This is a genomic window from Arthrobacter zhaoguopingii, from assembly GCF_009828595.1.
Taxonomy (GTDB): domain Bacteria; phylum Actinomycetota; class Actinomycetes; order Actinomycetales; family Micrococcaceae; genus Arthrobacter_D; species Arthrobacter_D zhaoguopingii.
In genome coordinates, this window is the sequence record NZ_WPNY01000006.1 from 120,017 (window position 1) to 144,368 (window position 24,352).

General features: G+C 68.2%; 26 protein-coding genes. 13 read left to right on the forward strand and 13 right to left on the reverse strand.

Annotated features, from left to right (window positions below; translation table 11 throughout):
- Positions 1-8: 8 nt before the first annotated feature.
- Positions 9-290: a hypothetical protein gene (locus GVV86_RS09975; RefSeq protein ID WP_201291421.1), complete on the reverse strand. Its 282-nt coding sequence runs from the start codon at positions 288-290 to the stop codon at positions 9-11.
- Positions 291-442: 152 nt separating this feature from the next.
- Positions 443-667: a hypothetical protein gene (locus GVV86_RS09980; RefSeq protein WP_159615485.1), complete on the reverse strand. Its 225-nt coding sequence runs from the start codon at positions 665-667 to the stop codon at positions 443-445.
- Between the two features lie 254 nt (positions 668-921).
- Here GVV86_RS09980 and GVV86_RS09985 point away from each other — a divergent pair, with 254 nt between their 5' ends.
- The 5 genes from GVV86_RS09985 to GVV86_RS10005 all read left to right on the forward strand — a co-directional run bounded on the left by GVV86_RS09985 (position 922) and on the right by GVV86_RS10005 (position 5,972).
- Positions 922-1,791 (forward strand): hypothetical protein, encoded by an 870-nt coding sequence (locus GVV86_RS09985; RefSeq protein WP_159615483.1) that lies wholly within the window; start codon positions 922-924, stop codon positions 1,789-1,791.
- Positions 1,792-1,867: 76 nt separating this feature from the next.
- Positions 1,868-3,259 carry a pyridoxal phosphate-dependent decarboxylase family protein gene (locus tag GVV86_RS09990; RefSeq protein ID WP_159802692.1) on the forward strand — a complete coding sequence of 464 codons (1,392 nt, stop codon included), beginning with the start codon at positions 1,868-1,870 and terminating at the stop codon, positions 3,257-3,259.
- A gap of 21 nt (positions 3,260-3,280) precedes the next feature.
- Positions 3,281-4,228, forward strand: a complete 948-nt coding sequence (locus GVV86_RS09995) for an acyl-CoA thioesterase (protein WP_159615479.1) — start codon at positions 3,281-3,283, stop codon at positions 4,226-4,228.
- Positions 4,229-4,291: 63 nt separating this feature from the next.
- Complete coding sequence (locus GVV86_RS10000; RefSeq protein ID WP_159802693.1) at positions 4,292-5,161, forward strand: aldo/keto reductase; 870 nt, start codon at positions 4,292-4,294, stop codon at positions 5,159-5,161.
- A gap of 109 nt (positions 5,162-5,270) precedes the next feature.
- On the forward strand, positions 5,271-5,972 hold the full coding sequence (locus tag GVV86_RS10005) for a type 1 glutamine amidotransferase domain-containing protein (protein WP_159615475.1): 702 nt from the start codon (positions 5,271-5,273) through the stop codon (positions 5,970-5,972).
- Positions 5,973-6,107: 135 nt separating this feature from the next.
- On the opposite strand, the gene GVV86_RS10010 is transcribed toward GVV86_RS10005, so the two are convergent.
- Positions 6,108-6,896, reverse strand: coding sequence for a nitrilase-related carbon-nitrogen hydrolase (locus GVV86_RS10010; RefSeq protein WP_159802694.1), 789 nt, complete (start codon positions 6,894-6,896; stop codon positions 6,108-6,110).
- 144 nt (positions 6,897-7,040) lie between these two features.
- On the opposite strand from GVV86_RS10010, the gene GVV86_RS10015 reads away from it, so the two are divergent.
- The 4 genes from GVV86_RS10015 (at position 7,041) to GVV86_RS10030 (ending at position 10,486) form a co-directional block, all read left to right on the forward strand.
- The gene (locus tag GVV86_RS10015) at positions 7,041-7,214 is read left to right on the forward strand and encodes a hypothetical protein (RefSeq protein WP_159802695.1); all 174 of its coding nucleotides are present in this window, start codon (positions 7,041-7,043) and stop codon (positions 7,212-7,214) included.
- A gap of 41 nt (positions 7,215-7,255) precedes the next feature.
- Positions 7,256-8,677: a purine-cytosine permease family protein gene (locus GVV86_RS10020; protein ID WP_246669944.1), complete on the forward strand. Its 1,422-nt coding sequence runs from the start codon at positions 7,256-7,258 to the stop codon at positions 8,675-8,677.
- Positions 8,674-9,771, forward strand: a complete 1,098-nt coding sequence (locus tag GVV86_RS10025; protein WP_159802697.1) for an alcohol dehydrogenase catalytic domain-containing protein — start codon at positions 8,674-8,676, stop codon at positions 9,769-9,771. The genes GVV86_RS10020 and GVV86_RS10025 overlap by 4 nt, the downstream gene beginning before the upstream one ends.
- Before the next feature lie 73 nt (positions 9,772-9,844).
- Positions 9,845-10,486 carry a TetR/AcrR family transcriptional regulator C-terminal domain-containing protein gene (locus GVV86_RS10030; RefSeq protein ID WP_159802698.1) on the forward strand — a complete coding sequence of 214 codons (642 nt, stop codon included), beginning with the start codon at positions 9,845-9,847 and terminating at the stop codon, positions 10,484-10,486.
- 65 nt (positions 10,487-10,551) lie between these two features.
- Here the strand turns inward: GVV86_RS10030 and GVV86_RS10035 are convergent, their stop codons facing one another.
- From GVV86_RS10035 to GVV86_RS10050, 4 genes are all read right to left on the reverse strand, one after another.
- Positions 10,552-12,183, reverse strand: coding sequence for a glycoside hydrolase family 13 protein (locus GVV86_RS10035; protein ID WP_159802755.1), 1,632 nt, complete (start codon positions 12,181-12,183; stop codon positions 10,552-10,554).
- A gap of 74 nt (positions 12,184-12,257) precedes the next feature.
- Complete coding sequence (locus GVV86_RS10040) at positions 12,258-13,151, reverse strand: carbohydrate ABC transporter permease (RefSeq protein WP_159615471.1); 894 nt, start codon at positions 13,149-13,151, stop codon at positions 12,258-12,260.
- The gene (locus GVV86_RS10045; protein ID WP_159802699.1) at positions 13,148-14,041 is read right to left on the reverse strand and encodes a carbohydrate ABC transporter permease; all 894 of its coding nucleotides are present in this window, start codon (positions 14,039-14,041) and stop codon (positions 13,148-13,150) included. Before GVV86_RS10045 ends, GVV86_RS10040 begins: the two co-directional genes overlap by 4 nt.
- A complete protein-coding gene (locus GVV86_RS10050; protein WP_159615467.1) occupies positions 14,038-15,312 on the reverse strand; it encodes an ABC transporter substrate-binding protein in 1,275 nt (424 codons plus the stop codon). Before GVV86_RS10050 ends, GVV86_RS10045 begins: the two co-directional genes overlap by 4 nt.
- A 132-nt stretch (positions 15,313-15,444) precedes the next feature.
- Here GVV86_RS10050 and GVV86_RS10055 point away from each other — a divergent pair, with 132 nt between their 5' ends.
- Positions 15,445-16,584 carry an ROK family transcriptional regulator gene (locus GVV86_RS10055; RefSeq protein WP_159802700.1) on the forward strand — a complete coding sequence of 380 codons (1,140 nt, stop codon included), beginning with the start codon at positions 15,445-15,447 and terminating at the stop codon, positions 16,582-16,584.
- Positions 16,585-16,665: 81 nt separating this feature from the next.
- Here GVV86_RS10055 and GVV86_RS10060 read toward each other — a convergent pair whose 3' ends face one another.
- The gene (locus tag GVV86_RS10060; protein ID WP_159802701.1) at positions 16,666-17,685 is read right to left on the reverse strand and encodes an LLM class flavin-dependent oxidoreductase; all 1,020 of its coding nucleotides are present in this window, start codon (positions 17,683-17,685) and stop codon (positions 16,666-16,668) included.
- A 67-nt stretch (positions 17,686-17,752) separates the two neighbouring features.
- Positions 17,753-18,289 (reverse strand): gluconokinase, encoded by a 537-nt coding sequence (locus GVV86_RS10065; RefSeq protein WP_246669945.1) that lies wholly within the window; start codon positions 18,287-18,289, stop codon positions 17,753-17,755.
- Between the two features lie 122 nt (positions 18,290-18,411).
- On the opposite strand from GVV86_RS10065, the gene GVV86_RS10070 reads away from it, so the two are divergent.
- Both GVV86_RS10070 and GVV86_RS10075 read left to right on the forward strand, forming a co-directional pair.
- Positions 18,412-19,146 carry a potassium channel family protein gene (locus GVV86_RS10070; RefSeq protein WP_159802702.1) on the forward strand — a complete coding sequence of 245 codons (735 nt, stop codon included), beginning with the start codon at positions 18,412-18,414 and terminating at the stop codon, positions 19,144-19,146.
- Positions 19,147-19,194: 48 nt separating this feature from the next.
- Positions 19,195-19,854, forward strand: a complete 660-nt coding sequence (locus GVV86_RS10075) for an NADPH-dependent F420 reductase (protein ID WP_159615459.1) — start codon at positions 19,195-19,197, stop codon at positions 19,852-19,854.
- 1 nt (position 19,855) lies between these two features.
- Here the strand turns inward: GVV86_RS10075 and GVV86_RS10080 are convergent, their stop codons facing one another.
- Complete coding sequence (locus GVV86_RS10080) at positions 19,856-20,512, reverse strand: hypothetical protein (RefSeq protein WP_159802703.1); 657 nt, start codon at positions 20,510-20,512, stop codon at positions 19,856-19,858.
- 493 nt (positions 20,513-21,005) lie between these two features.
- Between GVV86_RS10080 and GVV86_RS10085 the strand changes: the two genes are divergently transcribed.
- Complete coding sequence (locus GVV86_RS10085; protein ID WP_246199550.1) at positions 21,006-21,590, forward strand: sigma-70 family RNA polymerase sigma factor; 585 nt, start codon at positions 21,006-21,008, stop codon at positions 21,588-21,590.
- 79 nt (positions 21,591-21,669) lie between these two features.
- Here the strand turns inward: GVV86_RS10085 and GVV86_RS10090 are convergent, their stop codons facing one another.
- The 3 genes from GVV86_RS10090 to GVV86_RS10100 are packed head-to-tail and all read right to left on the reverse strand — an operon-like array spanning position 21,670 to position 24,351.
- A complete protein-coding gene (locus tag GVV86_RS10090) occupies positions 21,670-22,065 on the reverse strand; it encodes a universal stress protein (protein ID WP_159615453.1) in 396 nt (131 codons plus the stop codon).
- Positions 22,062-23,816, reverse strand: coding sequence for a tripartite tricarboxylate transporter permease (locus GVV86_RS10095; protein ID WP_159802757.1), 1,755 nt, complete (start codon positions 23,814-23,816; stop codon positions 22,062-22,064). Before GVV86_RS10095 ends, GVV86_RS10090 begins: the two co-directional genes overlap by 4 nt.
- Positions 23,809-24,351 carry a tripartite tricarboxylate transporter TctB family protein gene (locus tag GVV86_RS10100; RefSeq protein WP_159615451.1) on the reverse strand — a complete coding sequence of 181 codons (543 nt, stop codon included), beginning with the start codon at positions 24,349-24,351 and terminating at the stop codon, positions 23,809-23,811. Before GVV86_RS10100 ends, GVV86_RS10095 begins: the two co-directional genes overlap by 8 nt.
- Between the last annotated feature and the right edge of the window lies 1 nt (position 24,352).

Sequence of the window (24,352 nt, forward strand, 5' to 3'; positions counted from 1 at the left end):
CCGGGGAATCAGGCGTTGGCCTCTTCCTCGTCCCCGTCTGCGGTCTTGAGGACGGTCACCTCGGCGACGGGCCGGGAGTCCAGCTCGGCGTCCTCGTCCCTGCGGTCCAGTTCCTCGGTCAGCTCCTCGAGGCGGAACTCGGTCTCCGGAACAAGCTCCCCCAGCTCGTCGTACTCAGCATCGATCTCGCGGTGGATCTTGCTGTGCAGGACCTCGACCGACTCGTCCCTGAGCTCCGTAAGGTCTTCGGGGAAGGGCTCCTCCGGGGTGAGTCTGCTCTTATTGGGCATGTATTCGGCTCTGTCTGTGTGAGGTGGATGACGGGGAACGGACTCGACTCTCGGCGTTCATCGAAGCCATTAGGAAAGCATATAGGTAGCTTTTCTAACAAATGCCAACGTAACCTTCATTCCCCCCTCGGAACCGGAGGAGAACGGCTGCTTCACTCGGGCTGGAATTCCTTGACGCCCGCCGGCGCGCCCGACAGCCCGACCACCTCAGGCTCCGGCAGGTCGGCCGCCTCGGCGATGAGGGCCGGATGTTCGCCGTGGCGCAGCGCCTCGACGACTGCCTCCTCAAGAGTCAGTGAGGCGTGGTCAAGCTCAAAGGCCGCGGCCTCCTTGTCGGCTGCGGCAATGCGGATGCGTCGAAGGTCTTCCTCGTTCATGTGTTCAGCCCTGCTTTCCTGGACCGGAGATGCGCCGGGAAGACCATTCCGCCCCCCATTCGTCCTGCTTAAAATCAGCGGAACACGCTCATCATAGGAGCACTTCAGAGTTTCCGGTAGCGTCGGTTGAGGACGGCGAAGAACTGTTATCACCTGCGCCTCCTCCGGGGCCGGCCGGCACGGCGGCACGCTTGCCCCACCGTGTTGTCTTTGCCAGTGTTGGCATCTCCGACTTCCTTCGAGAGGCAGGACATATGGATCTGGCCTCAGCGGCAGCCGAGCTGTACGCGCTGCCCCTTGATGAGTTCACCCGTGCCAGGGATGATAAGGCGAAGGATACCGCAACGGCCGGGGACAAGGACCTGGGCGGCGCCATCCGGAAGCTTCGGAAGGCCTCGACGGCGGCGTGGCTGGTGAATCTCCTGGTGAACCGGCAGCGTGGGGAGATCGAGCAGGTGCTGGCCCTGGGCCAATCGCTGCGCGAGGCCCAGGAGACCACCGACCGGGCCCGTCTCCACGCGCTGGGGCAGCAGCGGCAGCGGCTCCTGGCCGGCATCGCACGACAGAGCCTCGACCTCGCGGCCGGGATCGGCCACCCGGCCGGTGCCTCGGCCCTGCCGGAGGTGGAGGGGACTCTTCGGGCGGCGATGACCGACCCCGGCGCGGCGGCGGCCGTCCTCACGGGCCGGCTCGTCCGCCCGCTTGAGGTTTCGGGATGGGAGCCGGTGGACCTGACCGGCGCGGTCGCGGGGCCGTTTGAGGATTCGTTCGAAGCCGGCGGAGATGCCCGGGATGAGGGCCGGCCGGCCGATGATCCGCAACGCACGGCCCGGCTGGCGCAGGCCCGGGCCGACCTTTCGGAGGCCGAAGCCGCCGCCCAGCGGGCGGCCGTGGCGGCGGAGACGCTGCAGAAGCGCGCACACCGGATCGCGGTGAAGCGCGAGGGGCTCGCGGCCTCCATCGAGGACCTCCAGGAGCGGCTGGGGGTGCTGCAGCGCGAGCTGGACGGGTTGGACGCCGAAGCCGCCGAGGCCGGCCGCGCGAAGGATGCGGCCGAACGTGCTGCCGAGGCCGCACAGGAAGAGCTGGAGCAGGCGCAGCAGCGGGTCGGGGAACTTAGCTGAGCCGCCGGTAAGCCCCCGGAAAGTCCGGCACGGTCGAGGCCTCGGCACGGGCGGCCGTCCCTGCTAAGGTGGCGGCATGTCAGCCCGGCCGGACGCCTTCGGCGACGCGTTGGAGCGGGCGAGGGTACACGCTGAGAAGTGGCTCGCGTCCGTCCCCACGCGCGCCCTGCCGCCCGGACGCACGGCGGACGAACTCGCCGCGCAGTTCGCCGCTCCCCTGCCCGATCAACCGACCGATCCCGCACGGGTCATCGATGAGCTTGCCCTGCTCGCCGAGCCCGGGTTGATGGCCATGCAGTCCGGCCGGTTCTTCGGCTGGGTCATCGGCGGCACCCTTCCGGCCGCGCTTGGCGCCGACTGGCTGGTGAGCGCGTGGGACCAGAACGCCGGGCTGCGCTTCGCCACCCCTGCCGTTGCTGCTGCCGAGGAAGCCGCCGGGGGATGGCTGCTGGAACTGCTCGGGCTCCCGCCCGAAAGCGGTGTCGGATTCACCACCGGGGCCACCATGGCGAACTTCGTCGGCCTCGCCGCCGGACGCCAGGTCGTCCTCGACAGGGCCGGCTGGGACCTGGACCGGGAGGGCCTCGCCGGAGGTCCCCGCGTCCGGGTCTTCGTCGGAGCCGAACGGCACGACGTCGTCGACCTCGCCCTGCGCTACCTCGGGCTCGGCGCCCCTACCGTCGTCGAGGCGGATGCTCAGGGCCGCCTTCGGCCCGACGCCCTTGCTGCGGCTCTCGACGCTGGCGTTGGCCCCGCCCTTGTCTGCCTTCAGGCGGGCAACCTTCACTCCGGAGCGTCCGATCCGATGACCGAGGCGGTCGCCGTCGCCCATGCGAGGGGTGCCTGGGTGCACGTCGATGGCGCCTTCGGCCTGTGGGCCGCGGCAAGCCCGCACTACCGGGGGCTGCTGGCCGGTGTCGAAGCGGCCGATTCCTGGGCCACCGATGCCCATAAGACGCTCAACGTCCCCTACGACTGCGGGGTGGCGTTCGTCGCCCGGCCCGAGGTGATGCGCGGGGTGTTCGGGGTGCACACGAGCTACCTCATCGCCGACGCTTCGGGCCCGGGGGACCCGCTCGAGAAGGTTCCCGAGCTGTCCCGGCGGGCCCGCGGCGTCCCGGTCTGGGCCGCCCTGCGCTCCCTCGGCCGCTCCGGCACCGTCGACCTCGTCGAGCGGCTCGCCCGGCACGCCCGCGCCCTGGCCGACGGAATCGCCCGGCTGCCCGGGGCAGAGATCCTCAACGAGGTTGCCTTCACCCAGGTCTGCGTGAGCTTCGGGGACGACGAACGCACCCGGCGGGTCACCGAAAACCTGCTCGCCGCGGGAACGGCCTGGATGTCCGGATCCCGCTGGCACGACCGGGCGGTGCTCCGGATTTCCGTGAGCAACTGGTCCACCGACGAGGACGACGTCGAGCAGTCGATCGCCGCCGTTGCCCGTGCCCTCTCGGCCGTCGGCGAGGGGTGAGCGGTCGCAGTGGATGAACCGATGAGCTCCCGCGGCACCATGGTCCTGCGCTTCCTCGCTGCCCCGACCGACGTCGCCGTCGGCGGCAGCACAGTGCAGGCGGGCCGGGTGCTCGAATGGATCGACAAGGCCGGGTTTGCCTGCGCCGTCGGCTGGAGCGGCGGCTACTGCGTCACCGCCTATGTCGGGGACGTCCGGTTCACCCGGCCGATCCCCGCCGGCAGCCTCATCGAGGCCCACGCCAAGCTGATCTACACCGGCAGCACCAGCATGCACATCCTGGTCAGCGTCCTCTCCGCGAACCCCCGCTCCGGCCGGTATGAGGAGGCCACCGAGTGCCTCCTGGTGTTCGTTGCCGTCGACGACGACGGCGCCCCGCGGCGCGTTCCCGAGTGGATCCCCTCGACCGACGAGGAACGCGCCTTCCATGCGGCGGCTGCGGAACGCATCCCGATCCGGTCGGAGATCAAGAAGGAGGTGGCCCGCACCACCTACACCGCCGCCGGGTCCGGGCCGCAGATGACCTTCCGGTTCCTCACAGCGCCGACCGACGCGAACTGGAGCGGCAAGACCCACGGAGGCACGGTGATGGCCTGGATCGACGAGACGGCCTTCGCCTGCGCCACGGGATGGTGCGGGCAGAACACGGCCGCGGTCTACGCAGGTGGCATCCACTTCCACCGCCCCATCCCGGTGGGCCACCTCCTGGAGATCGAGGCGAGGCTGCTGATGACCGGAACCTCGAGCATGCACATCGGGCTGCGCGTCCGCGCCGCCGACCCGAAGGACCAGGTGATGCATCTTGCCGCACAGTGCCTGAGCGTCTTCGTGGCCCTGGACGAGGACGGGCGCGCCGTCCCGGTGCCGGCGTATACGCCCGCCACCGGCGAGGACGAGGCGCTGCAGCGCCATGCGCAAAGACTCAAGGAGCTCCGCGAGGGCATGCCGGTGCTGGACCTGAGGCCGTAGGCTCCTCGGTGACGCCCGTCTCCCCCGGCGGAACAACCGGCGCGGCCCGGCCGTTGCGGCAGTATGACTGACACTTCAAACGCGGCAACGAATCTGTCCCCGACCATCGACCTCAAGGACCTCGGTACGGTCCATCGGCTGGGTTTCGGCGCCATGCGCATCACCGGGCCGGGCATCTGGGGTGAGCCGGCGCACCGCGGCACAGCCATCGACGTCGTGCGGCGTGCCGTCGAGCTCGGGGTGGACTTCATCGACACCGCGGACTCCTACGGGCCCGATGTCAGCGAGGAAATTCTGGCTGAGGCCCTCTACCCCTACCCGGAGGGCGTGCGCATCGCCACGAAGGTCGGCTTCACCCGGCCCGGCCCCGACCGGTGGGTCGCCCTCGGCCGCCCCGAATACCTGCGCCAGCAGACCGAACTCAGCCTCCGCAAACTCCGCGTCGAATCCCTCGACCTGCTCCAGCTGCACCGGATCGATTCGAAGGTCGACGCCGGGGAGCAGTTCGCCACCCTCCGTGACCTCCAGCAGGAAGGCAAGGTGAAGGCCCTCGGCCTGTCCGAGGTCACGGTGGACCAGCTGAAGGAGGCGGAGAAGTACTTCACCGTGTCCACCGTGCAGAACCGGTACAACCTCACCGACCGAACCTCGGAGGACGTCCTGGACTACGCCACGGAAAACGGGATCGGCTTCATCCCCTGGGCGCCGATTTCCGCCGGCGAGCTCGCCCTCCCGGGCGGCCCGGTGGACGAGGCCGCCCGGCGGCTGAACGCCAGCGCCTCCCAGGTCGCCCTGGCCTGGCTGCTGCGCCGCTCGCCGGTGATGATGCCGATCCCGGGCACGGGCTCCATCGACCACCTCGAGGACAACATGGGCGCCCTCGGCATTTCGCTCGATGACGCAACCTACGCGCAACTCGAATCCGCCCGGTAACGCTCCGAGCTGAACCGGGCATAAAAACCGGCCCGGGTAGGCTGACTCCAAGGAAAGAAATCAACCGATCGGCGTGCCCGCCGGGCGCGCCCGTGAAGGAGCACAACTCATGGCCCGAATCCTGATGGTCGTATCGTCCGCAGACGCCCTCACCATGAAAGACGGCAGCTCACATCCAACCGGCGTCTGGGCCGAGGAGCTCGTCGTCGCGCACCGCACCCTCCGTGAGGCCGGGCACTCGGTGCAGCTCGCCTCCCCCGGCGGGGTCAAGCCGACGATCGATGCGGCGAGCCTCGACCCGGAGCAGATCGGCGGCGCCGCCAAGGCCGATGACTTCCGCTCCTACCTTGCGGACATCGACAACGAACTTTCCTCTCCCCGAACCCTGGCGCATGTCAGCGCGTCCGACTTCGACGGCATCGTGATGCCCGGCGGCCACGGCCCCATGGCCGACCTCGCGGAGAACAAGGACTTCGGCCGGATCCTCGTGGAGACCAACAACGCGGGCAAGGTCATCGCACCCTTCTGCCACGGCCCGGCCGGCCTGCTCAGCGCCGTGAACGAGGACGGCGGCTTCGCCTTCGCCGGACGGCGTATGACCGTGTTCACCAACGAGGAGGAGCTCGCCGGCGGCACCGGCGAGAACACCCCGTGGTTCGTTGAGGACGTGCTGCGCGAGCGGGGCGCGGTACTTGAGACCTCGGCCGCGTGGAGCAGCGTCGTGGTGCGGGACGGCAACCTGATCACGGGCCAGAACCCGCAGTCAAGCGAGGACGTTGCGAAGGAAGTCATCAAGGCCCTCGCCGAGTAGACCTCAAAGGCGTCCGCAGCAGGACGAAACGACGGCGGGCGGTCACCGAATGGTGGCCGCCCGCCGTCGTTCCCACGCTTCCGATGTTTCGCTGTCCGATGTCCGTACTGGGTCTGTGAGGCGAGGCCGGGCGGATCAGCCGTACAGCGCCGGGCGCATGCAGGTGAGGTAGGTGTTCAGGCCGCGTGCCCGGTCCACCTCCGACTTGTCGACCTCGGCGACGAGCAGTTCCTCCCCGCCGCCGGCGAGTCCGAGGAAGGTGCCGTACGGGCTCGCGATGCCGCTGAAGCCCGTGAAGTCGGGGCCCGTGTGGTTGGTGTAGGCGATGTAGACGCCGTTTTCGAGGGCACGGGCCGGCACCAGGAGGGTGGAGATCCGTTCCGCGTTGTAGGTCAGTTCCGGCGGACGCCCGCCCACGTCCCCCGTGGTCGGGACGGCAGTGGGGATGCACAGCAGGTCTGCGCCGCGCCGTGCCGCGCTGCGCGCGAACTCCGGGAATTCGATGTCGTAGCAGATGCCCAGGGCCACCGAGAGACCCAGCAGGGGCACCAGGTCCGGGAGGTCGTTTCCCGGCGTGAAGACCGACTTTTCCTCGGGCCCGAACAGGTGCGATTTACGGTACCGGGTGAGCTCCGCCCCCTGCTCGTCGAAGAGCGAGGCAGTGATGTGGTGCCGATCCCCCGCAGCCTCGACGGTCGAGCCGACGAGCGCAATGCGGTGGCGGCGGGCGATGCCCGCCAGTTCGGCCCGGATACCCTGGCCGTCCGAACCGACGACGAGCGCCGGGGCGTAGCCGGTCGCGAAGAGCTCGGGGGTCACCAGGAGTTCGGCACCCTGCTCCGCGGCGCGCGCGGCGTAGCCCTCAAGACGGCGCAGGTTCTCCTCGACGGCGTTGACCGCCCCCGCGGCCTGGAGCACTGCCATTGCCGGCACGGCTCCTCCTCCCCGGGCGTCCGCCGGCCCCGGCGGTGCGCCTGAAAATTTGAAACAAATTCCATTGACAGCCTCCATGATAGGCACAACTATTGATCCAAACCGAACGACATTCGATTATTGGAGCGCGAGGAAATGGATTCAGCTGACACCACCACGGCCGCCGAGCTGCGCCGGCGGCTCACGGAAATCTCGGCCCACGAACAGGACGATCCTTCGCGGAAGTCCCTGTCGGGACGGGACCTGGGCCTGTTCACCGCAGTGACCCTGGGCATCACCCTGCTGGGCTTTTTGGTGCTGGTCCTGTGAGCGGGACACACGGGAAGAGGCAGGCACCTGCTGCTGAAGGCGTGGACGGCGGATCTCTTGGGTCGCTCCCCCTGCTCCTTCGGGAGCGGATCTGGAACGGATCCGACTTCACCGGCGTCAACATCAGCCTTGCCATCGCGACCTGGGCGTTCCTCGTCGGCGGCTCAACGGCCCTCCTGGTTGGCTTCCAGCAGGGCATCGCCGCCATGGTCATCGGCAATGCGATCGGCCTCGGCTTCATGATCCTCGCGAGCGTCGTGGCCAGCCAGCGCTACGGCGTTGAGCAGTACACCATCCTCAGGCCGGTGTTCGGGCTGGTCGGAGTGGGCATCCTCGTCTTCACCGTTATCCTGATCACCGAGATGGGCTGGTCCTCGCTGCTCGCGATCATGGTGGGCCGGGCCGTCACCCAGGTGTCGAATTCGACCTTCGGCACCGACTTCGGCCCGGAGAGCCTCATGGTCACGTTCTTCGCGCTTGTCGCCATCGCCATCTCCTGGTGGATCCTCTCCCGCGGGCCGGTGACCATCGGCCGGTTCAACAAGTTCATCGCACCGGGCCTGATCGTCGTCACGGTGTTCCTGATGATCTTCCTCGTTCTCAACACCTCGTGGGACGCGCTCCTCACGGCGGCACCGCTGGCCCCATTCGAGGATGACCGGCTCAACTTCGCCCTGGCCGTGGAGTTCAACGCCGGTGTCGGGGTGTCCTGGTACCCCGTCATGGGCTCCCTCGCCCGCCTGACCAAGACGCCGCGGGCGGCCCTGTGGCCCTCCTACGGCGGACTCCTCGGCGCCACCCTGATTGCGCAGATCGTCGGCATGGCTGCGGCCCTGACCCTCGGCGACTCCGACCCGACCGTCTGGATGCTTCCCTTCGGCGGACCCCTGCTGGGCGCCTTCATCCTGCTGTTCATCGCCTTCGCCAACATCACCAGCACCTCCTCCATCGTCTACTCGACGGTGCTCGCCATCCGGCAGGCCAGCGGCAACCTGCTCTCGCGGGTGCGGTGGGCGTGGCTGTGCGCCGCATTCTTCATCCTGCCGGCCATCCTCGCCTTCTTCCCGGGTTTCATGTACGAGCGGTTCATGGTCTTCGTGACCCTCAGCGGCGCCTTCCTTGCACCGATGTGCGGGGCGATCATCGCCGACTATTTCGTGCTGCGCCGCCAGCGGGTCAAACTCGAGGAGCTCTACCGGCACCGCAGCGACAGCGCCTACCACTTCTCCGGCGGAATCAACTGGGCCGGGCTCGGTGCCGTCGCCGCCGGGGCCGTCTTCTACCTGGTGATCTACAACCCGGTCACGCTCACCACCCTGCCGGTGTTCACCTACATCACGGCGTCCCTGCCGTCGGCCATCGTGGGGGCGGTTGCCTACTATGTGCTGGCGCGGATCCTTTATGTCCGCCGGGGCATCGGCGGCTACGCGCCCGCCGCGGCGAAGGTTGAGGAAAGCGCATGAGCCGCCTCTCACGCGCCGCCGTGCACCGGGCCGGTGCGCGGGACCTCGAACTGACAAGTGTCGAGGTGGCCGACCCCGCCCCGGGGACCGTCCTGGTCCGCATGGGAGCCTCGGGGGTCTGCGGGTCGGACCGCCATGTGCTCGACGGCGACTGGACCCTGCCCTCCCCCACCGTGATGGGACACGAAGGGGCCGGCACCGTCGAGGCGGTGGGCGAGGGCGTCACCGACGTCGCCGTCGGCGACTCCGTCATCCTCTCCTGGTTCTACCCCTGCCGGCGCTGCACGGCCTGCGTCTCGGGCAGGTCCTACGTGTGCACGGGCAGCCGGTCGGAGGAATGCCTGCTGCCCGACGGCAGCACCCCGCTCTCACTCGAGGGCGGTAGAGCGTTCCCGTACCTGAGCGTCGGTTCGATGAGCGAGTACGCAGTGGTCCCCGAGGCAGGCGCCATCCGCATCCCGCGCGAGGTGCCCTTCGACGTCGCGAGCCTCATCGGCTGCTCCGTCGCCACCGGTTTCGGTACTGTTGTGAACGACGCCGGAGTCGAGGCCGGAACCTCGGCCGTCGTGGTGGGGACCGGAGGGGTTGGCCTCTCGATCATCATGGCGCTGCACCTTGTCGGCGCGAATCCGATCATCGCCGTGGACCTGAGCGAGGAAAAGCTCGTGGCGGCGAAGGCCTTCGGCGCCACCCATACCCTTACGCCCTCGGACGGGCTCGCTGAGGAGATCCGCCGGCTGACGGGCGGCGGGGCCGCGTACGCCTTCGAGGCCATCGGACGGGTCCAGACCATTGAGTCGCTTCCGTCGCTGATCGCGGCCGGGGGCAAGGCCGTGATCGTTGGCCTTCCTCCCGAGGACTCCCCCATCTCCATCGACGCGCTGGCGCTTGCCGAGGGCGGAAAGTCCCTGATCGGATCCAACTATGGCTCCACGGTGCCTGGCCGGGATTTCCCCCGCCTCGCGCAGCTGTTCCTCGCGGGGCGCCTGCCGGTTGACCGGCTCATCTCGCATCGGATTACGCTTGACGAGGTCAATGAGGCCTTCGAGGCGATGCGCCGGGGCGAGCGGGCGCGGAGCGTGATCGTGTTCTAGGACTGCCGGCGGGCCTTCCGCCGGCACGGACGACGGCGGAGGTGCGGCAGCGCACCCCAGGACGGGAGGGACCATGGGGCGTCCACGCCAGGCGATCCTGTCGCCGGAGAAGATCTACCGGGCAGCCCTCGAGCTGGTTGACGAGTTTGGGGACTTCACCCTGCCCGGCCTGGCACAGCGGCTCAATGTCAGCCCATCCTCCATCTACCACCACGTCCAGGGACGTCCTGAGATCATCAACGGGATCCGCTCAGTCATTGGATCGGATGCGCTGGCGTCGGGTGATTTCTTCACCGCCGGACCGGACTGGCAGGACCGGGCGGCGGCGTGGGCGCGCAGTTACCGCAGGGCGCTGGGCCAGCACGCCAAGGCCATCCCGCTGCTGGTCGGTGAGGCAGTGACTGACAAGGCGACCCTCGACATCTACGAGCACCTCGCCGCCCTGTTCGCCGGGGCCGGCTTCCCGCCCAACGACGTGGTCGTTGCCGTCACGGTGCTCGACAGCTTCATGCTGGGCTCCGCCCTCGACTGGGCGTCCCCGGAGGCGGCCTGGGTGGCTGATCCCGCCTCACAGCCGGCCCTGCACGAGGCCTTCGCACAGGCTTCCCTGAACGGACAGCGCTCCGACCTCGGATTCGAGGCGGGGGTGAGGGCAATCATCGCCCATCTGGAGACGCTCCTGCCCGGACGCCAGCGGGCGGCCACCAATAGGTGACCGCCCGCCGTCGTTGAATGGTGCAGCGTGTGACGCCATCGCGCGGTGTTCACGCCGTGGAGGAATTAAGCCCCCGCGACGACCCACGCCGTGGTGTCGGCAGGAAGCTTCCCGTCAACCAGGGGTGCGCTGCTCACGACGACCCGGCCCGCCGGCAGGTCCACCGGGTCGGTGCCGAAGTTGGTCACCGAGTGCCAGCCGCCGGAGCGGGTAAAGTGAAGGACCTCCGGTGCCGAGGGGACCCAGTCGAGCTGCTCGGAGGTCTGGAGTTCCCGGCGCAGCGCCAGGGCACTGCGGTAGAGGTTCAGGGTGGAGTCCCCGCCCTCCTCCTGCACCTCGACGGCGGAGTCGGAGAACCAGGCCGGCTGGGGCAGGTGGGCCGTTTGTCCCCCGAAGCCGAAGGAGGGTCCTTCCGCCGTCCACGGAAGCGGCACCCGGCACCCGTCGCGGCCGACCTCGACGCCTGGGTTTCGGAAGAACGTCGGGTCCTGACGTGCCTCGTCGGCGATGTCGGCCACCTCGTGCAGGCCCAGCTCCTCCCCCTGGTACAGGTAGGCCGAGCCCGGCAGGGCGAACATCAGCAGGGAGGCGGCGCGGGCACGCCGGAGGCCGCGTTCGGCGTCCAGCTCCGGAGTGGTTCCGCCGCTGAGGAGCCAATCGATGCCGGTGGGCTTGCCGTCGCCGGCCGGGGGCAGGCCGTAGCGCGTGGCGTGGCGGACCACGTCGTGGTTGGAGAAGACCCACGTCGAGGAGGCGCCGGAGTTCTCGGCCTCGGTGAGGTTGGTGGTGATGATGCTGCGGAACTGCCCGGGGTTCCAGTCGGCGCGCAGCAGGTCGAAGTTAAACGCCTGGCCGAGCCCGTCGGGGCTGGCGTAGCGGGCCCGCCGGGTCGCGTGGACCCAGGCCTCGGCGACGGCGGTGCGCGGCGGGTCGTACTCGTTGAACACGCGGCGCCATTCGGTGTAGATCTCGTGGACCTCATCCCGGTCCCAGAAGGGGTGCTCGCCGTTGAGGTTCTCGTCCTCGGCGCCCAGCTCGGCCTTGGCGGGAAGCGGGTCGGTGAGGTTCTTGGTCAGGGCGTGCGCCACGTCCACCCGGAAGCCGTCGACACCGCGGTCGGACCAGAAGCGCAGCGTCTTCAGGAAGTCATCGCGCACCTCCCGGTTGTCCCAGTTGAGGTCCGGCTGCTCCGGGGCGAAGAGGTGCAGGTACCACTGGCCGTCCTCTGTACGGTCCCAGGCGGGCCCGCCGAAGACTGACTCCCAGTCCGAGGGCGGCTCCGAGCCGTCGGGGCCCTTGCCGTCGCGGAAGATGTAGCGCCCCCGGGCCGGTGATCCCTTCGGCGAGGCGAGGGCCTCGCGGAACCACTCATGCCGGTTGGAGGTGTGGTTGGGCACGATGTCGGCGATGAGCTTAATCCCGGCACCGTGCAGGGCGGCGACCAGTTCATCGAAGTCCTCGAGCGTTCCGAGCTTGGGGTCGACGTTGCGGTAGTCATCGACGTCGTAGCCGCCGTCGGCCAGGGCCGAGGGGTAGAACGGGCTGAGCCAGACGGCGTCCACGCCCAAAGACAACAGGTAAGGAACCCGCGAGGTGATGCCCCTCAGGTCGCCCAGACCGTCGCCGTTGGAGTCGGCGAAGCTGCGGGGGTAGATCTGGTAGACGGCGGCCTGGCGCCACCAGTTGGGGTCCGACATGGTGCCGGTCTGTGCGGAAATTTCGGCGGTGCTTGTAGCCACGGCGGGGTTTCCCTTCGGTGTCTGGTGAGAGTTTATTTGGTCGAGCCGCGCATGACGCCGGAGACAACCCAGCGCTGGGCGAACAGGTAGACGAGCAGCAGGGGGGCCAGGGCCAGCAGGTAGGAGGCGAAGGCCACCGGGTAGTTGGTGTTGAACTGGCCCTGGAAGATGAACTGGGCCAGCGGGAGGGTCTGGGCGGCCGGGTCCGAGAGGATCACCAGCGGGAGCAGGAAGTCGTTCCACGCCCACAGGCAGGTGAGGATGCCCACGGTGGCGTTCATCGGCCCGAGCAGCGGGAAGATGATGCGCCAGAAGATGGTCCAGGTGCTGGCGCCGTCGGTCAGGGCGGCCTCCTCGAGCTCGAGCGGGATCGAGCGGATGTACGCCACGTAGACGAAGATGTTGAACGAGAGTCCGTACACCGTGTAGAGCAGGATCAGGCCGAGCTGGTTGTCGAGGCCGAGGATCGCGGTTTCCTTGACCACCGAGAGCAGGATGATCGGGAACGGTACGAAGAGGGCGGCGATGAAGTAGAGGTAGAGGCCCTTGAAGAACTTCCGGTGAAGGTTCCGGGCGATGGCGTAGGCGACCATCGAGTTCGTCAGGAGCGTCAGCAGGACCGCCCCGACCGTCACCAGCGCGGTGTTCAGCAGGGCCCGCGGGAACTTGACCGTCGTCCACGCCTCGGCGAAGTTCTCCCACCGGGCGCCGACGGGCAGTTCGAATCCGGTGCCGCCGAGCTGGTCGGGGGTCTTCAGCGCCGTGACGACGGCGAGGTACAGCGGGATGAGCACCGTCAGGGAACAGACCGCGACGAGCGCGGTGAGCCACCAGTTGATTTTCGCGCGGTCGCGCCGCATGGCTTTGGGGGCGGGCCCGGACGGGGCAGAGGTGCGTGGCGCTGCCGATTCGGCTGTAGCTGTCATGAGAAGGAAGCCTCCCTGCGCTGCAGGATGCGCAGCTGGACGAATGAGATGGCGATGATGACGATGAGGTAGATCACGGCGTTGGCGGTCTGGTAGCCGTATTCGCCGCCCTCGAATCCGCCACGGTAGATGAGCAGGGAGATCGATTCCGTCGACGTGCCCGGTCCGCCGGCGGTCAGGGAGACGATCTGGTCGAACACCTGCAGGAAGTTCTTCAGGGACAGGACCATGTTGATGGTGAAGAACGCCCCGATGAGGGGGAAGGTGATGGACCTGAACTGCCGCCATGAGGAGGCGCCGTCGAGCGAGGCCGCCTCATACAGCTCACCGCCGATGGTCTGCAGGCCGGCCAGGTAGATGATGATGTTGAAGGCGGCCGCCTGCCAGACGGAGAGGATCACCACGCCGACCCAGGCCGTATCGGCGTCGGCCAGGATGCTCGTAGTCAGGGCGTTGATGCCCAGCGCCTCGGCGATCGCCGGAACGGAGTTGGAGAACAGGTAGTTGAAGACGTACCCGACGATGAGGATCGACAGGATGTTCGGGATGAAGAAGATCCCGCGGAAGCCTGTCTTGAACTTGATCCGCCCGTTGAGGGCGATGGCCACGGCCAGAAAGATGACGTTGACCGCCACAGTCGAGACGATCGCGAACAGGAAGGTGAACCCGTAGGCGTTGAGGATGCGGTCGTCTCGGAACAGGTTCATGTAGTTGCTCAGCCCGACGAAGGACCACTCACCGTAGCCGGCGTAGTTGGTGAAGCTGAAATAGATTCCGCTCAGCAGCGGCACCGTGTGGAACACCGCGAAAATCACCAGCGCCGGGAGGACCATGAAGTAGAAGACCCGGGGGGTCTTGCGGCCGACGTTCGGCCTGGTCAGCGCGCTCATGGCTTGTCCTTCTCATTGCTGATGGTGCGGGCGGCGATCTTGTTCCACTCGTTGTCCAGTGATGCTAGGAGGTTGTCGGTGCTTCCTCCGAGGGCGAACTCCTGGAGCAGCGGCGCCAGCGGCAGGCTCGAGGGGATCTGGTGGTCGATGAAGCCGATCAGGCGTCCTTCGGTGAAGTAGGGGGCGAGCCCCTCGAGCGCTGGATCCTCGTTGGGCGGGCTCGCCTTCAGTGGTGAGAAGGCGCTCTGCTCCTTCGCATACGCCTCGACGACCTCCTGGGAGAGGAGGAACTCGGTGAACTTGCGTGCCTCCTCGGGGTGCTCGGTGTCGCGTCCGATGGAGATCCCGACGTCGACGCCGGAGACGACGACGGTCTCGGCGGGGTCGTTGCTGGCGGGATAGGGGAACGAGCCGATATTCGCCTCGGGATTGGCGGCCCGGATGGCCGGGATCGCGTAGCTGCCCTGGAGGTACATCGCTGCCTCGCCGGCGCCGAAGGCCGCGTTGCCCGCGTTGTAGTCCCTGCTCGGCGCGTCGGGCTGGCCGTAGGAGAACAGCGTCTTCAGTTTCTCCGCCGCTTCCGGGTAGTCCTTGGAGAAGGACACATTGCCTTCCTCGGACAACAGGTCCTCGAAGAAGCCCTCGGGCTGGAGGGCGCCGCCGAGGTTCACGAAGGCCGGCCCAACGGTCCAGGCGTCCTTGAGCGTGGTGTAGAAGGGCGTGACCCCATGGGCCTTGAAGGTCTCGGCCGCTTCGATCAGCTCATCCCAGGTCCGGGGAGGGTCCACGTCGTACTTGGCGAAGAGGTCCTTGTTGTAGAGAATGCCGCTGGCGTTGCTGGAGAACGGCAGCGCGTTGACCTCCGAAGGGGTGCGGGAGCCGAGTTCCTTGACGATGTCCTTGACCGCCGGAAGCACGGTGTCGGCGGCGGGATGGTCGCTGAGGTCGGCGAAGACGCCCGCCTTGGCGAGCTTGCCGTAGTTGCCGTTGGTGTTGAGGGTCAGGACGTCCGGGGTCTTGTTCTTCACCAGGAGCGTGCGGATGGCGGTGTCGGCATTGGGCACGTGGTTCTGCACCACGTTGATGCCTGGATTCTGGGCTTCGAACTCGCTGATGATCTTGTCGAAACTGCCGACGGCTTCCGGTTTGAACTGGAAGAAATCGAGGGTCACGACGTCGGTGTCGGTGGGCGCGCAGGCGGACAGCATCAGCGCTGTCGCGGCCGCGGTGGCGAAAAGCTTCGCTCGAAAAACCCGGCGCTTTATAAACATGTGGTTATTTTTACCTTGAAATAAAGTAGGGTGTCAAAAGGCCCCAGGACACCCATCCGGGGCCTTCCTACGCAGTTCTAGGGCGGTGTTACAGTTACGGTGAAAATAACCACAGAATCTCCTGAGGCGGCCATGGAATCAGTCCTCGCTGTCTCCCCGGACAGTCCCGTCCGCAGCATCGCGCGCGAGGTGCTGATCCACGGCCCGATTTCGAGGTCCAACCTGGCCTCCCGCCTCGGCCTCTCGGGCGCGAGCCTCACCCGGCTCAGCAAACCGCTGCTCGACGCCGGAGTGGTGCGCGAGAGGAACGAATTGGTCTCCGGCGGAGTCGGCCGCCCGACCCGCCCGTTGGAGATCGTTCCGGAGGCGCACCGGTTCGTCGGCATCAAGCTCAGCGGCACGAGCGCGGCGGGCGTTGCGACGAACCTGCGTTCGGATGCGCTGGCCACCGCTGAGCGGCCCCTGCCCAGCCACGAGGTCCGTGACGTGGTCTCGACGATCCTGGCGGTCATCGAGGACCTTGGCGGCGCCTCGCAGTTCAGCGGCGTCGGCATCAGCATCGGCGGAAAGCTCAGCACCGACGGCGTCGTGGTCCGCGCACCCTTCCTCGGCTGGCGCGATGTGCCCCTGGCGCAGCTGATCGAGGCCGAGGTCGCGGTTCCGGTCGCGGTTGAGAACGACGTCGTCGCCCTCACCATGGCCGAACACTGGTTCGGCGGCGGGCGCGGGGAGACCGACTTCGCCGTCCTCACCGTCGGTGCCGGCGTGGGCTACGGGCTGGTGCTCAACGACGCCGTCATCGCACCGCCGGACGCGGGCCTCGGCCTCGTCGGCCACTACCCGCTCGACCCCTCGGGGCCCCTCTGCTTTGAGGGACACCGCGGGTGCTCCTCGGCCGTCCTCACGATTCCGGGGATCTGCGCCCAAGTCACCGCCGCCACCGGCCGGCAGTGCAGCTACGAGGAAATCCTCGAGATGGCCCGCGGGAACCACCCTGTCGCCCGGGCCGTCACCGATTCTGCAGGCACCGCCCTGGGAACGCTGATCGCCGCCGTCGGGAACCTGACGATGGTTGACCTCGTCGTGCTCTCCGGTGAGGGGATGGAACTCGCCGACGTTGCTCCCGAGAAGATCGACGCGGCGATTGCGAACCACCGGGACCCGGAAGCGACGCCGATCCGGCTGAAGCGCCAGCCGACCGACTTCGGCGAGTGGGCCCGAGGCGCCGCCGCCGTCGTCATCCAGCGTTCAATCCTCGGCACCCTGCGCTAGTGCCCTGACCGGATCAGCGGCGGGCGGCCCCCTACTGGCCGCCCGCCGCTTGCTGTCCTCAATCGCGGCCCAGCCGCCGGCTCAGCGCCAGCCTGCTGCGGGCGCGACGTGCTGAACGATGCTCTCGAGAAGCGTCGCGTTGTACTCGACGCCGAGCTGGTTCGGGATGGTCAGCAGGACGGTGTCCGCTGCCTGCACCGCCGCATCGGCGGCGAGCTGCGCCGCGATGGCGTCCGGTTCCCCGATGTAGCTCTTGCCGAAGCGGGCCTGGACGTCGCCGAGGTTGCCGACCTGGTCGGTGGCCTCGAGCTGCGCCCTGACCCCGAAGTAGTAGCGGTCCTCGTCAGTGACCAGGGGGAACACGCTGCGGCTCACCGATACGCGCGGGCTTCCGGCGTGGCCGGCCGAGGCCCACGCTGTGCGGAAGACCTCGATCTGTTCGGCCTGGAGCTGGTCGAAGGGAACCCCGGTGTCCTCGGTCAGCAGGGTGGAGCTCATGAGGTTCATGCCCTGCTCCCCCGCCCATCGTGCGGTGGCGCGGGTGCCCGATCCCCACCAGATCCGCCCGCTGAGCCCCGGGGCCTGGGGGTCGATGGCCAGCTGTCCGGCCGACCCGGTCATCCGGGGGTCGGCGTCGGCGATTCCCGCCCCGGCGATGGCGGCGCGGAAGATGGCCGTCTTCCGGCGCGCGTCGTCGGCGTCGGAGAGCCCCTCGGCCGGCACGTAGCCGAACTTCTCATAGCCGCGCAGGGCCGGTTCGGGTGATCCCCGGCTGACCCCGAGTTGCAGCCGGCCGTTGCTGATCAGGTCGGTGACCGCCGCTTCCTCCGCCATGTACAGGGGGTTCTCGTAACGCATGTCGATGATGCCCGTTCCCAGCTCGATGCGGCTCGTGCGGGCCGCCATCGCCGCCAGCAGCGGGAAGGGCGAGGCGAACTGGGGGGCGAAGTGGTGGACCCGCAGGAACGCGCCGTCGACGCCGACCTCCTCGGCGGCGACCGCGAGCTCCACCATCTGCTGCAGGGCATCCCGCGCCGTGGGCACGAGGGAACCTTGGACATCCTGGTAGTGCCCGAAGGACAGGAAACCTATTTTCTTCATCCCCGGGTAGCGTTCCGGGCCCACCCCTTATTCCCCTGTCACTATCCCCCCGGTCACTTTCCCCCGGTCACTGCCCGGGGATCTCCTCCTCGGCGGCTCGACCCCTCACATAGTCCGCGGCCTGGTCCACGATCTGCTCAAGGGGCAGGCTCAGATCGACGGTGACACCGCGCTCGTCCTCCTGGAGGGTCTGCAGAACCTCGTACTGGGACACCAGCAGCGAGGGCGGCATGAACTGATGCCGGCGATTCGCCACGCGTTCGGCCACCACCTCCATCGGCCCGTGTGGGTGGACCATCACCACGGCGGGAGCGAGGCCGCGCAGCAGGTCGCGGTAGGAACGCTTCAGCGCCGAGCAGGCCACGACGATTCCGGAGTCCCCGCCCTGCGCGAGCCTCTCGCCCACGGCCCGCAGCCAGGGCAGTCGTTCGGTGTCAGTGAGGGGCGTGCCTGCTGCCATGAGTTTCCGGTTGTGCTCGGAATGCAGGTCGTCGCCGTCGACGAAGTCGGCGCCGAGGCGGGCGGCCAGCAGGGTCCCGACCGTGGTCTTGCCGGAGCCCTGCACCCCCATTACGACGACCGGAGGAAGCTGGAGGTTCGGCACGGTTGACCCTTCGTCGGACCGCGGGGTGGCGCGGCGGGGATATGGACGTCTGAGCATTCTACAAAGCGGTGCCCGGATCGCCACAGGCGCCGGTGGCGGAGGTACCACCCTAGGATTCAGCTATGACTTCTGAGATGTGGCGGGCGCGCACCGAGTGGCCCCTGGCCGGGGCCGCGGTCCTCTTCCTCCTGATTTATTCGGTCCAGGTGATCGTTCCGCTGAGTCCGGCCGAGTCCTCCACGCTGGCCGCCGTGAACTGGGCCATCTGGGCGGTCTTCCTCCTGGACTTCGTGGTGAACCTCGCGCTGGCGGAGCGGCGGTGGCATTGGCTGCTCCGGAACCTCCACGAACTGCTCATCCTGGTCCTGCCCATGCTGAGGCCGCTGCGCCTGCTGCGGTTGCTGACCCTGCTGCGGGTGCTGAACCGGGCCGGCGGGGACGCGCTCCGCGGCCGGCTGGCACTCTATGTCCTGGCCTCCTCCGCAATCCTTTCCTACGCCAGCGCCCTGGCCGTGCTCGATGTGGAGCAGGATGCCCCGGACGGAAACATCCTCACCATCGGCGATGCGCTCTGGTGGTCCCTGACGACCGTGACTTCCGTGGGCTACGGCGACTACTACCCCGTGACGGTGCCCGGCCGGCTTGTTGCCTCGGGGCTGATGGTGCTCGGCATCGCGGTCCTGGGCGTCGTCACCGCCACCGTGGCCTCCTGGCTGGTGGAGAGCGTCTCGGCCGCATCAGCCAACGACTCCGCCGACGACTCCGCCGACGCCGTGCAGCAGGAACTCGCTGCCGTGCGCGCCCAGCTCGCCGAACTCTCTGATCAGCTCGCGGCCGGGCACCGGCCCCCGGGCTGAGACGCCGGCAGGGTGGACGGTCCGGGAGGACACCGGGTTGGATGGGGCATGAGCAAACACACGAAGACACTTGGACTGATCGGCAGCGGCCTCATCGGCTCCCAGCTGGCACGTCTGGCTGTCTCCCACGGATTCCACGTCGTCCTCAGCAATTCCCGCGGCCCGGAGACTCTGGCCGACCTCGTGGCCGAACTCGGACCGCGCGCCCGTGCGGCTACCAGCACGGACGCGGCGTCGGCCGGTGACGTTGTCGTCGTCACGGTGCCCCTGAGAAGCTACCGGGATCTCCCCGCGGAGGCCCTAGCCGGGAAGGTGGTCATCGACACCTGCAACTACTACCCCCGGCGGGACGGCAGGATCCCCGAGCTCGACGACGAAAGCACCACCACCAGCGAACTGATTCAGGCGCAGCTGCCCGGGGCGCGCGTCGTGAAGGCCTTCAACAACATCTACTTTGCGGACCTTCCGGAGGGATCGCCCGCCGGGACACCGAACCGGCGGGCCCTGCCGGTCGCAGGTGACGACGAGGCGGCGAAGGCCACGGTCGCGGCGATGGTCGATGAATTCGGCTTCGACGTTGTCGACGCCGGACCGCTGGCCGAGGGCTGGCGGTTCCAGCGCGATACACCCGCCTACGTCACCCCGGCGGATGCCGATGGGATGCGGGAGGCGCTCGGGCGTGCGAAGCGGTACGCCGAGATGGGCTGAGCTACCCGGCGACGGGTTTGCCGGTGAGCAGTTCTCCGGCGAGCCGCCCCAGCTCATCCTGTGTGACCAGATCGGGCTCGGCGGTTCCAATTTGCTGGGCCGACGCGACGGTGGCGCCCTCCATGGCCATCACCCCGAGGATATACATGGTCTGACCAGTGGGCAGGACCTGGGTCATCAGGAAGGAGACGGTTTCCCCACCCACCGGATCGATGGGGAGTTCCTCGATTGTGACCGAGACCGTCTGGCCTTCGATGGCCATGGTGAACTCCGTACATCCTGAAGAGTCCACCTTCAGTCCCTGCGCCAGGGTGTCCGGATCATCGGTGGAGGCGAGGGAGACAACGGTCATTGAACCGGAGGGGTCGGGGATGCCGATTCCCGCAGCCGCCGCAACGTCCTCGGGGATCTGCTGAAGGCTCCGGGTCGCCACCTTCGCGCATTCCGCCGGCTCGATCACGGCCGCGTCGATTCCCATCTTGACCAGATCCATCCCTGCCGCCTGCTGATCGTCCGGCACCGCGGTAAACGGCCGACCGTGTGCGTCAAGGAGCCTGGCCACGCGAGCCTCGAGTTCCGCCGGCGGCAGCATCTCGGGGGCAGGGGGCGCGGCCTGCTCGGCAGGAGCGGTGGAGGCCGGCGCGGACGGCGTTCCCATTGGTCCGGGCGTGCCCGCAGAAACGGCCGGCGCGGGCGAACCGGCGCCCTCCTGCCCCTGACCGAGCACGCCACAGCCCGAGAGCAATACTCCGACAGTCAGCAGAGCGCCTACGCGCGCTCCTATTTTCCCCATGTTCTCCCCCATTGAGTCCCCCGGATGCGTCGTAATCAGCACAGCGTACACGCAGGGCGCATCTCCCGCCCGGCGGGTCCACCAGTGCCAGCGGAGTCCGGCCGCCCCGAACCGGTTGCGTTCAAACCCGGGAAAAAGTAAGCCGGTGTATTGCTAGATTGTCTAGATAAATGTCATACTCGAATTTCGCTGGGGAGTGGATGAGCGGGTTGCCCGTGCGGCAGACTGCAGGCGGGACCTCCACCAGTCCGTGAAGGTCAGGTCCACGAACAGAGCAGGTTTCCATGCCGGGCAACACTCAAGCGACGGGTGCGCATCCGCTTGCCAGCGCATGCGCGGACGCAGGGACCCGGCAGCCATGACCGACAACCGCTCAACGACGCCCACCCTGCTCCAGCTCATCGAGGAAGTCGCGGGCGGCAGTGAGCCGGCGTTTGAGTCGCTCTATGAGCAGACGGTCCGCCGGGTGTACCGGGTGGCGCTCAATGTGATCAAGAACCCGGCGATGGCGGCCGAGATCGTTCAGGAGGTCTACCTGCTCGTCTGGACGTCGGCCGGCAAGTACGATCCCTCTCTGGGCTCGCCCCAGACCTGGATCCTCACCCTCGCCCACCGGCGGGCGGTGGACCGGGTCCGCAGTGAACAGAGTTCCTCCGAACGCGGTGCGCGCCACGCCCAGGAAATGGGTGCGCTCAAGCACGATTCGATCGACGAAACGGTCCACCGCTCCCTCATGGCCGAGACGGTCCGCAGGTGTCTCTCCTCCCTGACCGACCACCAGGCCGAGGCCATCCGGCTCGCCTACTACGGCGGCCTGACCTATGTCGAGGTCGCCGAGGCCCTCAACCTCAAGGTTCCCACGGCGAAGTCCCGCATCCAGAGCGGCTTGACGAAGCTCCGCCGCACGCTTGAGGTCGAGGGGTACGACGCCTACTCCCGGTAGGCCTTTCCCGGAACCTGGCACACGCCGGACACGCGTCGGCCGCCGCCGGAATCCGGCGGCGGCCGTCGGGCCGGTGAAGCTAGGGCAGCTTCACCGCCAGCACGTTGCACCGGGCCGAAAGCAGGATTGTCTGCGCGGTGGAGCCCATGATGAGCTTGCCGACCGGTGTGCGGTGCCTCAGCCCGATCACCAGGAGGTCGGCATCGAGGCTTTCGGCGGCATCGAGGACCTCCTCGGCCGCCGTGGCGTCGGAGGTGCCGTGCCGGATCTCGTAATCCACCTTTGAGGCCGCCAGTTTTCCCTCCAGCCGGGACACCTCGGTGTCGTCGGCGTAGCCGGGGTCGACGAGCCGGTCGGCGCGGGTGGTGTTCACCACGACCAGCTTGGCTTCCCGCCGCCGCGCTTCGCGGATCGCCTCGTCCACCGCTGCGTCTCCGAGGGCGTTGGGCACGTAGCCGACAACGATGGTGCTCATGGGCTTTCCTTTCGGTTCTTGGTGCTTGATCCTCCGGAGTGGGCCCCGGACACTGTGTCCGGCCCGGGAACGCTCTGGGCGCCCGGGACGCCGGCCGCCGCATCGGGATCAGCGGGTTCAACGGGATCGCCGGACGCTGCGGGGGCCGCGCTGGAGGTCCCGCCGGAGTCCGGGCCGCCCTGGGCGGCCGACGCACGGGCGGTACCGGCGCCGTCGTCGACGTCGTCCTCGAGGCCGGCGGTGGTCTCCGCCTCCATCGCGCTCTGACGCTTCCTCATCCAGAAGGACAGGACGAAGATGATGATCAGCACCACGTAGATGACTGCGGCGATCGGAGAGGAAATCAGCGCCACCGGATCCCCCTGGGAGATGGCCAGGGAGCGCCGCAGCTGGTTCTCGAAGATCGGGCCGAGGATCAGGCCGACCACCATGGGTGCCACCGGGTAGCCGAAGCGCCGCATGAAGAACCCGAGGATGCCCAGGATCAGCAGGATGATCACGTCGATCGGCGTGAAGTTGACCGAGAACGCCCCCAGGGCGGCGAATACCAGAATGCCGGCGTAGAGGTAGGGCCGCGGGATCTGGAGGATCTTGACCCAGATGCCCACCAGGGGAAGGTTCAGCACCAGCAGCATGAGGTTGCCGACGTAGAGGCTGGCAATCAGGGCCCACACCAGCGCGCTGTCGTTTTCGAAAAGCTGCGGCCCGACCGGGATCTGGTAGCGCTGGAACGCCACCAGGAGCATCGCGGCGGTTGCGGTGGTGGGGATGCCGAGGGTGAGCAGCGGTACCAGCACACCGGCGGCTGCGGCGTTGTTCGCGGCCTCCGGTCCGGCGACGCCCTCGATGGCGCCCTTGCCGAACTGCTTCTTCCGCGCACCCTTGGCGAGCTTGCGCTCGGAGGCGTAGGACAGGAAGGTGGCGACGTCGGCGCCGCCGGCCGGGATGGTGCCGACGGGGAAGCCGATGGCGGTGCCGCGGAGCCAGGGCCGCCAGGAGCGCCTCCAGTCCTCCTTACGCATCCACTTGGTCCAGCCGCCGGTCACCGGAATCACCTTGATGGGCCCGTGGCGCAGCCGGGAGGCGACGTAGAGCGCCTCGCCGACCGCGAACAGCGCGACGGCGACGAGGACGACGTCGATCCCGTCCGCAAGGAACGGGCTGCCGAAGGTGTACCGCTGCTGGGCTGTCAGCGAATCGAAGCCCATGGTGGCGATGAACAGGCCAAGGGCCAGGGAGGCGAGGCCTCGCAGCACGGAGGACCCCAGCAGGGCCCCGACGGTCAGGAAGGCGACGACCATGAGGGCGACGTACTCGACCGGGCCGATCTGCACGGCGAACGCCGCCACGTAGGGGGCGACGAAGCTCAGCAGGACGGTGGCGATGGTGCCGGCGATGAACGAACCGACCGCCGCGGTGGCGAGTGCCGCGGCGCCGCGGCCGGCCTTGGCCATCCGGTTGCCCTCGAGGGCCGTGACGATCGAGGACGACTCACCGGGGGTGTTGAGCAGGATGGAGGTGGTCGAGCCGCCGTACATTCCGCCGTAGTAGATGCCGGCGAAGACGATGATGGCCGCCGTCGGCTCGAGGCTGTAGGTCAGCGGCATCAGCAGCGCCACGGTCATGGCGGGCCCGATGCCGGGGAGCACCCCGACGGCCGTGCCGACGAGCACCCCGCCCAGTGCGAACAGCAGATACATCGGCTGCGCTGCCACGGAGAAGCCTTCGAGCAGGCTCATGAAGTTATCCACTGAAGACACCGAACCCTTCGAGGAAGCCCGCGGGCAGGGAGACACCGAGCAGCCCGGCGAAGACGAACTGCAGGACGAGCGCCAGGATGATGGCGGTGATCAGGTTGCGGAACCAGGGCCGGGCGCCGAGGGACCACGCGGCACCGAAGAACAGCACCGCGGCCGCAATGGGCCAGCCCAGGGGCACGATCAGGAAGGAGTGGAGCAGGACGAAGCCGGCGAGCTTCCCGACGGTAGCCCAGTCGGTGGCGATGTTCGGGTCGACGTCCTCCCCCTCCTCTGGAACGCCGGTTCCGCCGCGCAGCAGCTGGATGACAAGGCCTGTCCCGACGAGCACGAGCATGCCCGAGACCAGGTAGGGGAAGGCCTTGGGGCCGATGTCGCTGGCGGAGGGCGGGGTCTGAATGCCCGCCCCGGCAACGAATCCCACCACGCCAACGCTGATCACGATGAGCGCAAAGACGAGCTCTCCGATCGGCCGGCCGGAAGCGGCTGCGGTGCCGCTCCCGGCGGGGCTGGAGGTCGAGGTGCTCATG

Bases quoted from the DNA above. Each gene is read 5' to 3' on its own strand.
- GVV86_RS10070 (WP_159802702.1), top strand. From the start codon at position 18,412: ATGACTTCTGAGATGTGGCGGGCGCGCACCGAGTGGCCCCTGGCCGGG.
- GVV86_RS10100 (WP_159615451.1), bottom strand. From the start codon at position 24,351: ATGAGCACCTCGACCTCCAGCCCCGCCGGGAGCGGCACCGCAGCCGCT.
- GVV86_RS09980 (WP_159615485.1), bottom strand. From the start codon at position 667: ATGAACGAGGAAGACCTTCGACGCATCCGCATTGCCGCAGCCGACAAG.
- GVV86_RS10075 (WP_159615459.1), top strand. From the start codon at position 19,195: ATGAGCAAACACACGAAGACACTTGGACTGATCGGCAGCGGCCTCATC.
- GVV86_RS09990 (WP_159802692.1), top strand. From the start codon at position 1,868: ATGTCAGCCCGGCCGGACGCCTTCGGCGACGCGTTGGAGCGGGCGAGG.
- GVV86_RS10050 (WP_159615467.1), bottom strand. From the start codon at position 15,312: ATGTTTATAAAGCGCCGGGTTTTTCGAGCGAAGCTTTTCGCCACCGCG.
- GVV86_RS10015 (WP_159802695.1), top strand. From the start codon at position 7,041: ATGGATTCAGCTGACACCACCACGGCCGCCGAGCTGCGCCGGCGGCTC.
- GVV86_RS10080 (WP_159802703.1), bottom strand. From the start codon at position 20,512: ATGGGAACGCCGTCCGCGCCGGCCTCCACCGCTCCTGCCGAGCAGGCC.
- GVV86_RS10025 (WP_159802697.1), top strand. From the start codon at position 8,674: ATGAGCCGCCTCTCACGCGCCGCCGTGCACCGGGCCGGTGCGCGGGAC.
- GVV86_RS10060 (WP_159802701.1), bottom strand. From the start codon at position 17,685: ATGAAGAAAATAGGTTTCCTGTCCTTCGGGCACTACCAGGATGTCCAA.
- GVV86_RS09985 (WP_159615483.1), top strand. From the start codon at position 922: ATGGATCTGGCCTCAGCGGCAGCCGAGCTGTACGCGCTGCCCCTTGAT.
- GVV86_RS09975 (WP_201291421.1), bottom strand. From the start codon at position 290: ATGCCCAATAAGAGCAGACTCACCCCGGAGGAGCCCTTCCCCGAAGAC.
- GVV86_RS10085 (WP_246199550.1), top strand. From the start codon at position 21,006: ATGACCGACAACCGCTCAACGACGCCCACCCTGCTCCAGCTCATCGAG.
- GVV86_RS10030 (WP_159802698.1), top strand. From the start codon at position 9,845: ATGGGGCGTCCACGCCAGGCGATCCTGTCGCCGGAGAAGATCTACCGG.
- GVV86_RS10005 (WP_159615475.1), top strand. From the start codon at position 5,271: ATGGCCCGAATCCTGATGGTCGTATCGTCCGCAGACGCCCTCACCATG.
- GVV86_RS10010 (WP_159802694.1), bottom strand. From the start codon at position 6,896: ATGGCAGTGCTCCAGGCCGCGGGGGCGGTCAACGCCGTCGAGGAGAAC.
- GVV86_RS10040 (WP_159615471.1), bottom strand. From the start codon at position 13,151: ATGACAGCTACAGCCGAATCGGCAGCGCCACGCACCTCTGCCCCGTCC.
- GVV86_RS10000 (WP_159802693.1), top strand. From the start codon at position 4,292: ATGACTGACACTTCAAACGCGGCAACGAATCTGTCCCCGACCATCGAC.
- GVV86_RS10090 (WP_159615453.1), bottom strand. From the start codon at position 22,065: ATGAGCACCATCGTTGTCGGCTACGTGCCCAACGCCCTCGGAGACGCA.
- GVV86_RS09995 (WP_159615479.1), top strand. From the start codon at position 3,281: ATGAGCTCCCGCGGCACCATGGTCCTGCGCTTCCTCGCTGCCCCGACC.
- GVV86_RS10045 (WP_159802699.1), bottom strand. From the start codon at position 14,041: ATGAGCGCGCTGACCAGGCCGAACGTCGGCCGCAAGACCCCCCGGGTC.
- GVV86_RS10055 (WP_159802700.1), top strand. From the start codon at position 15,445: ATGGAATCAGTCCTCGCTGTCTCCCCGGACAGTCCCGTCCGCAGCATC.
- GVV86_RS10035 (WP_159802755.1), bottom strand. From the start codon at position 12,183: ATGTCGGACCCCAACTGGTGGCGCCAGGCCGCCGTCTACCAGATCTAC.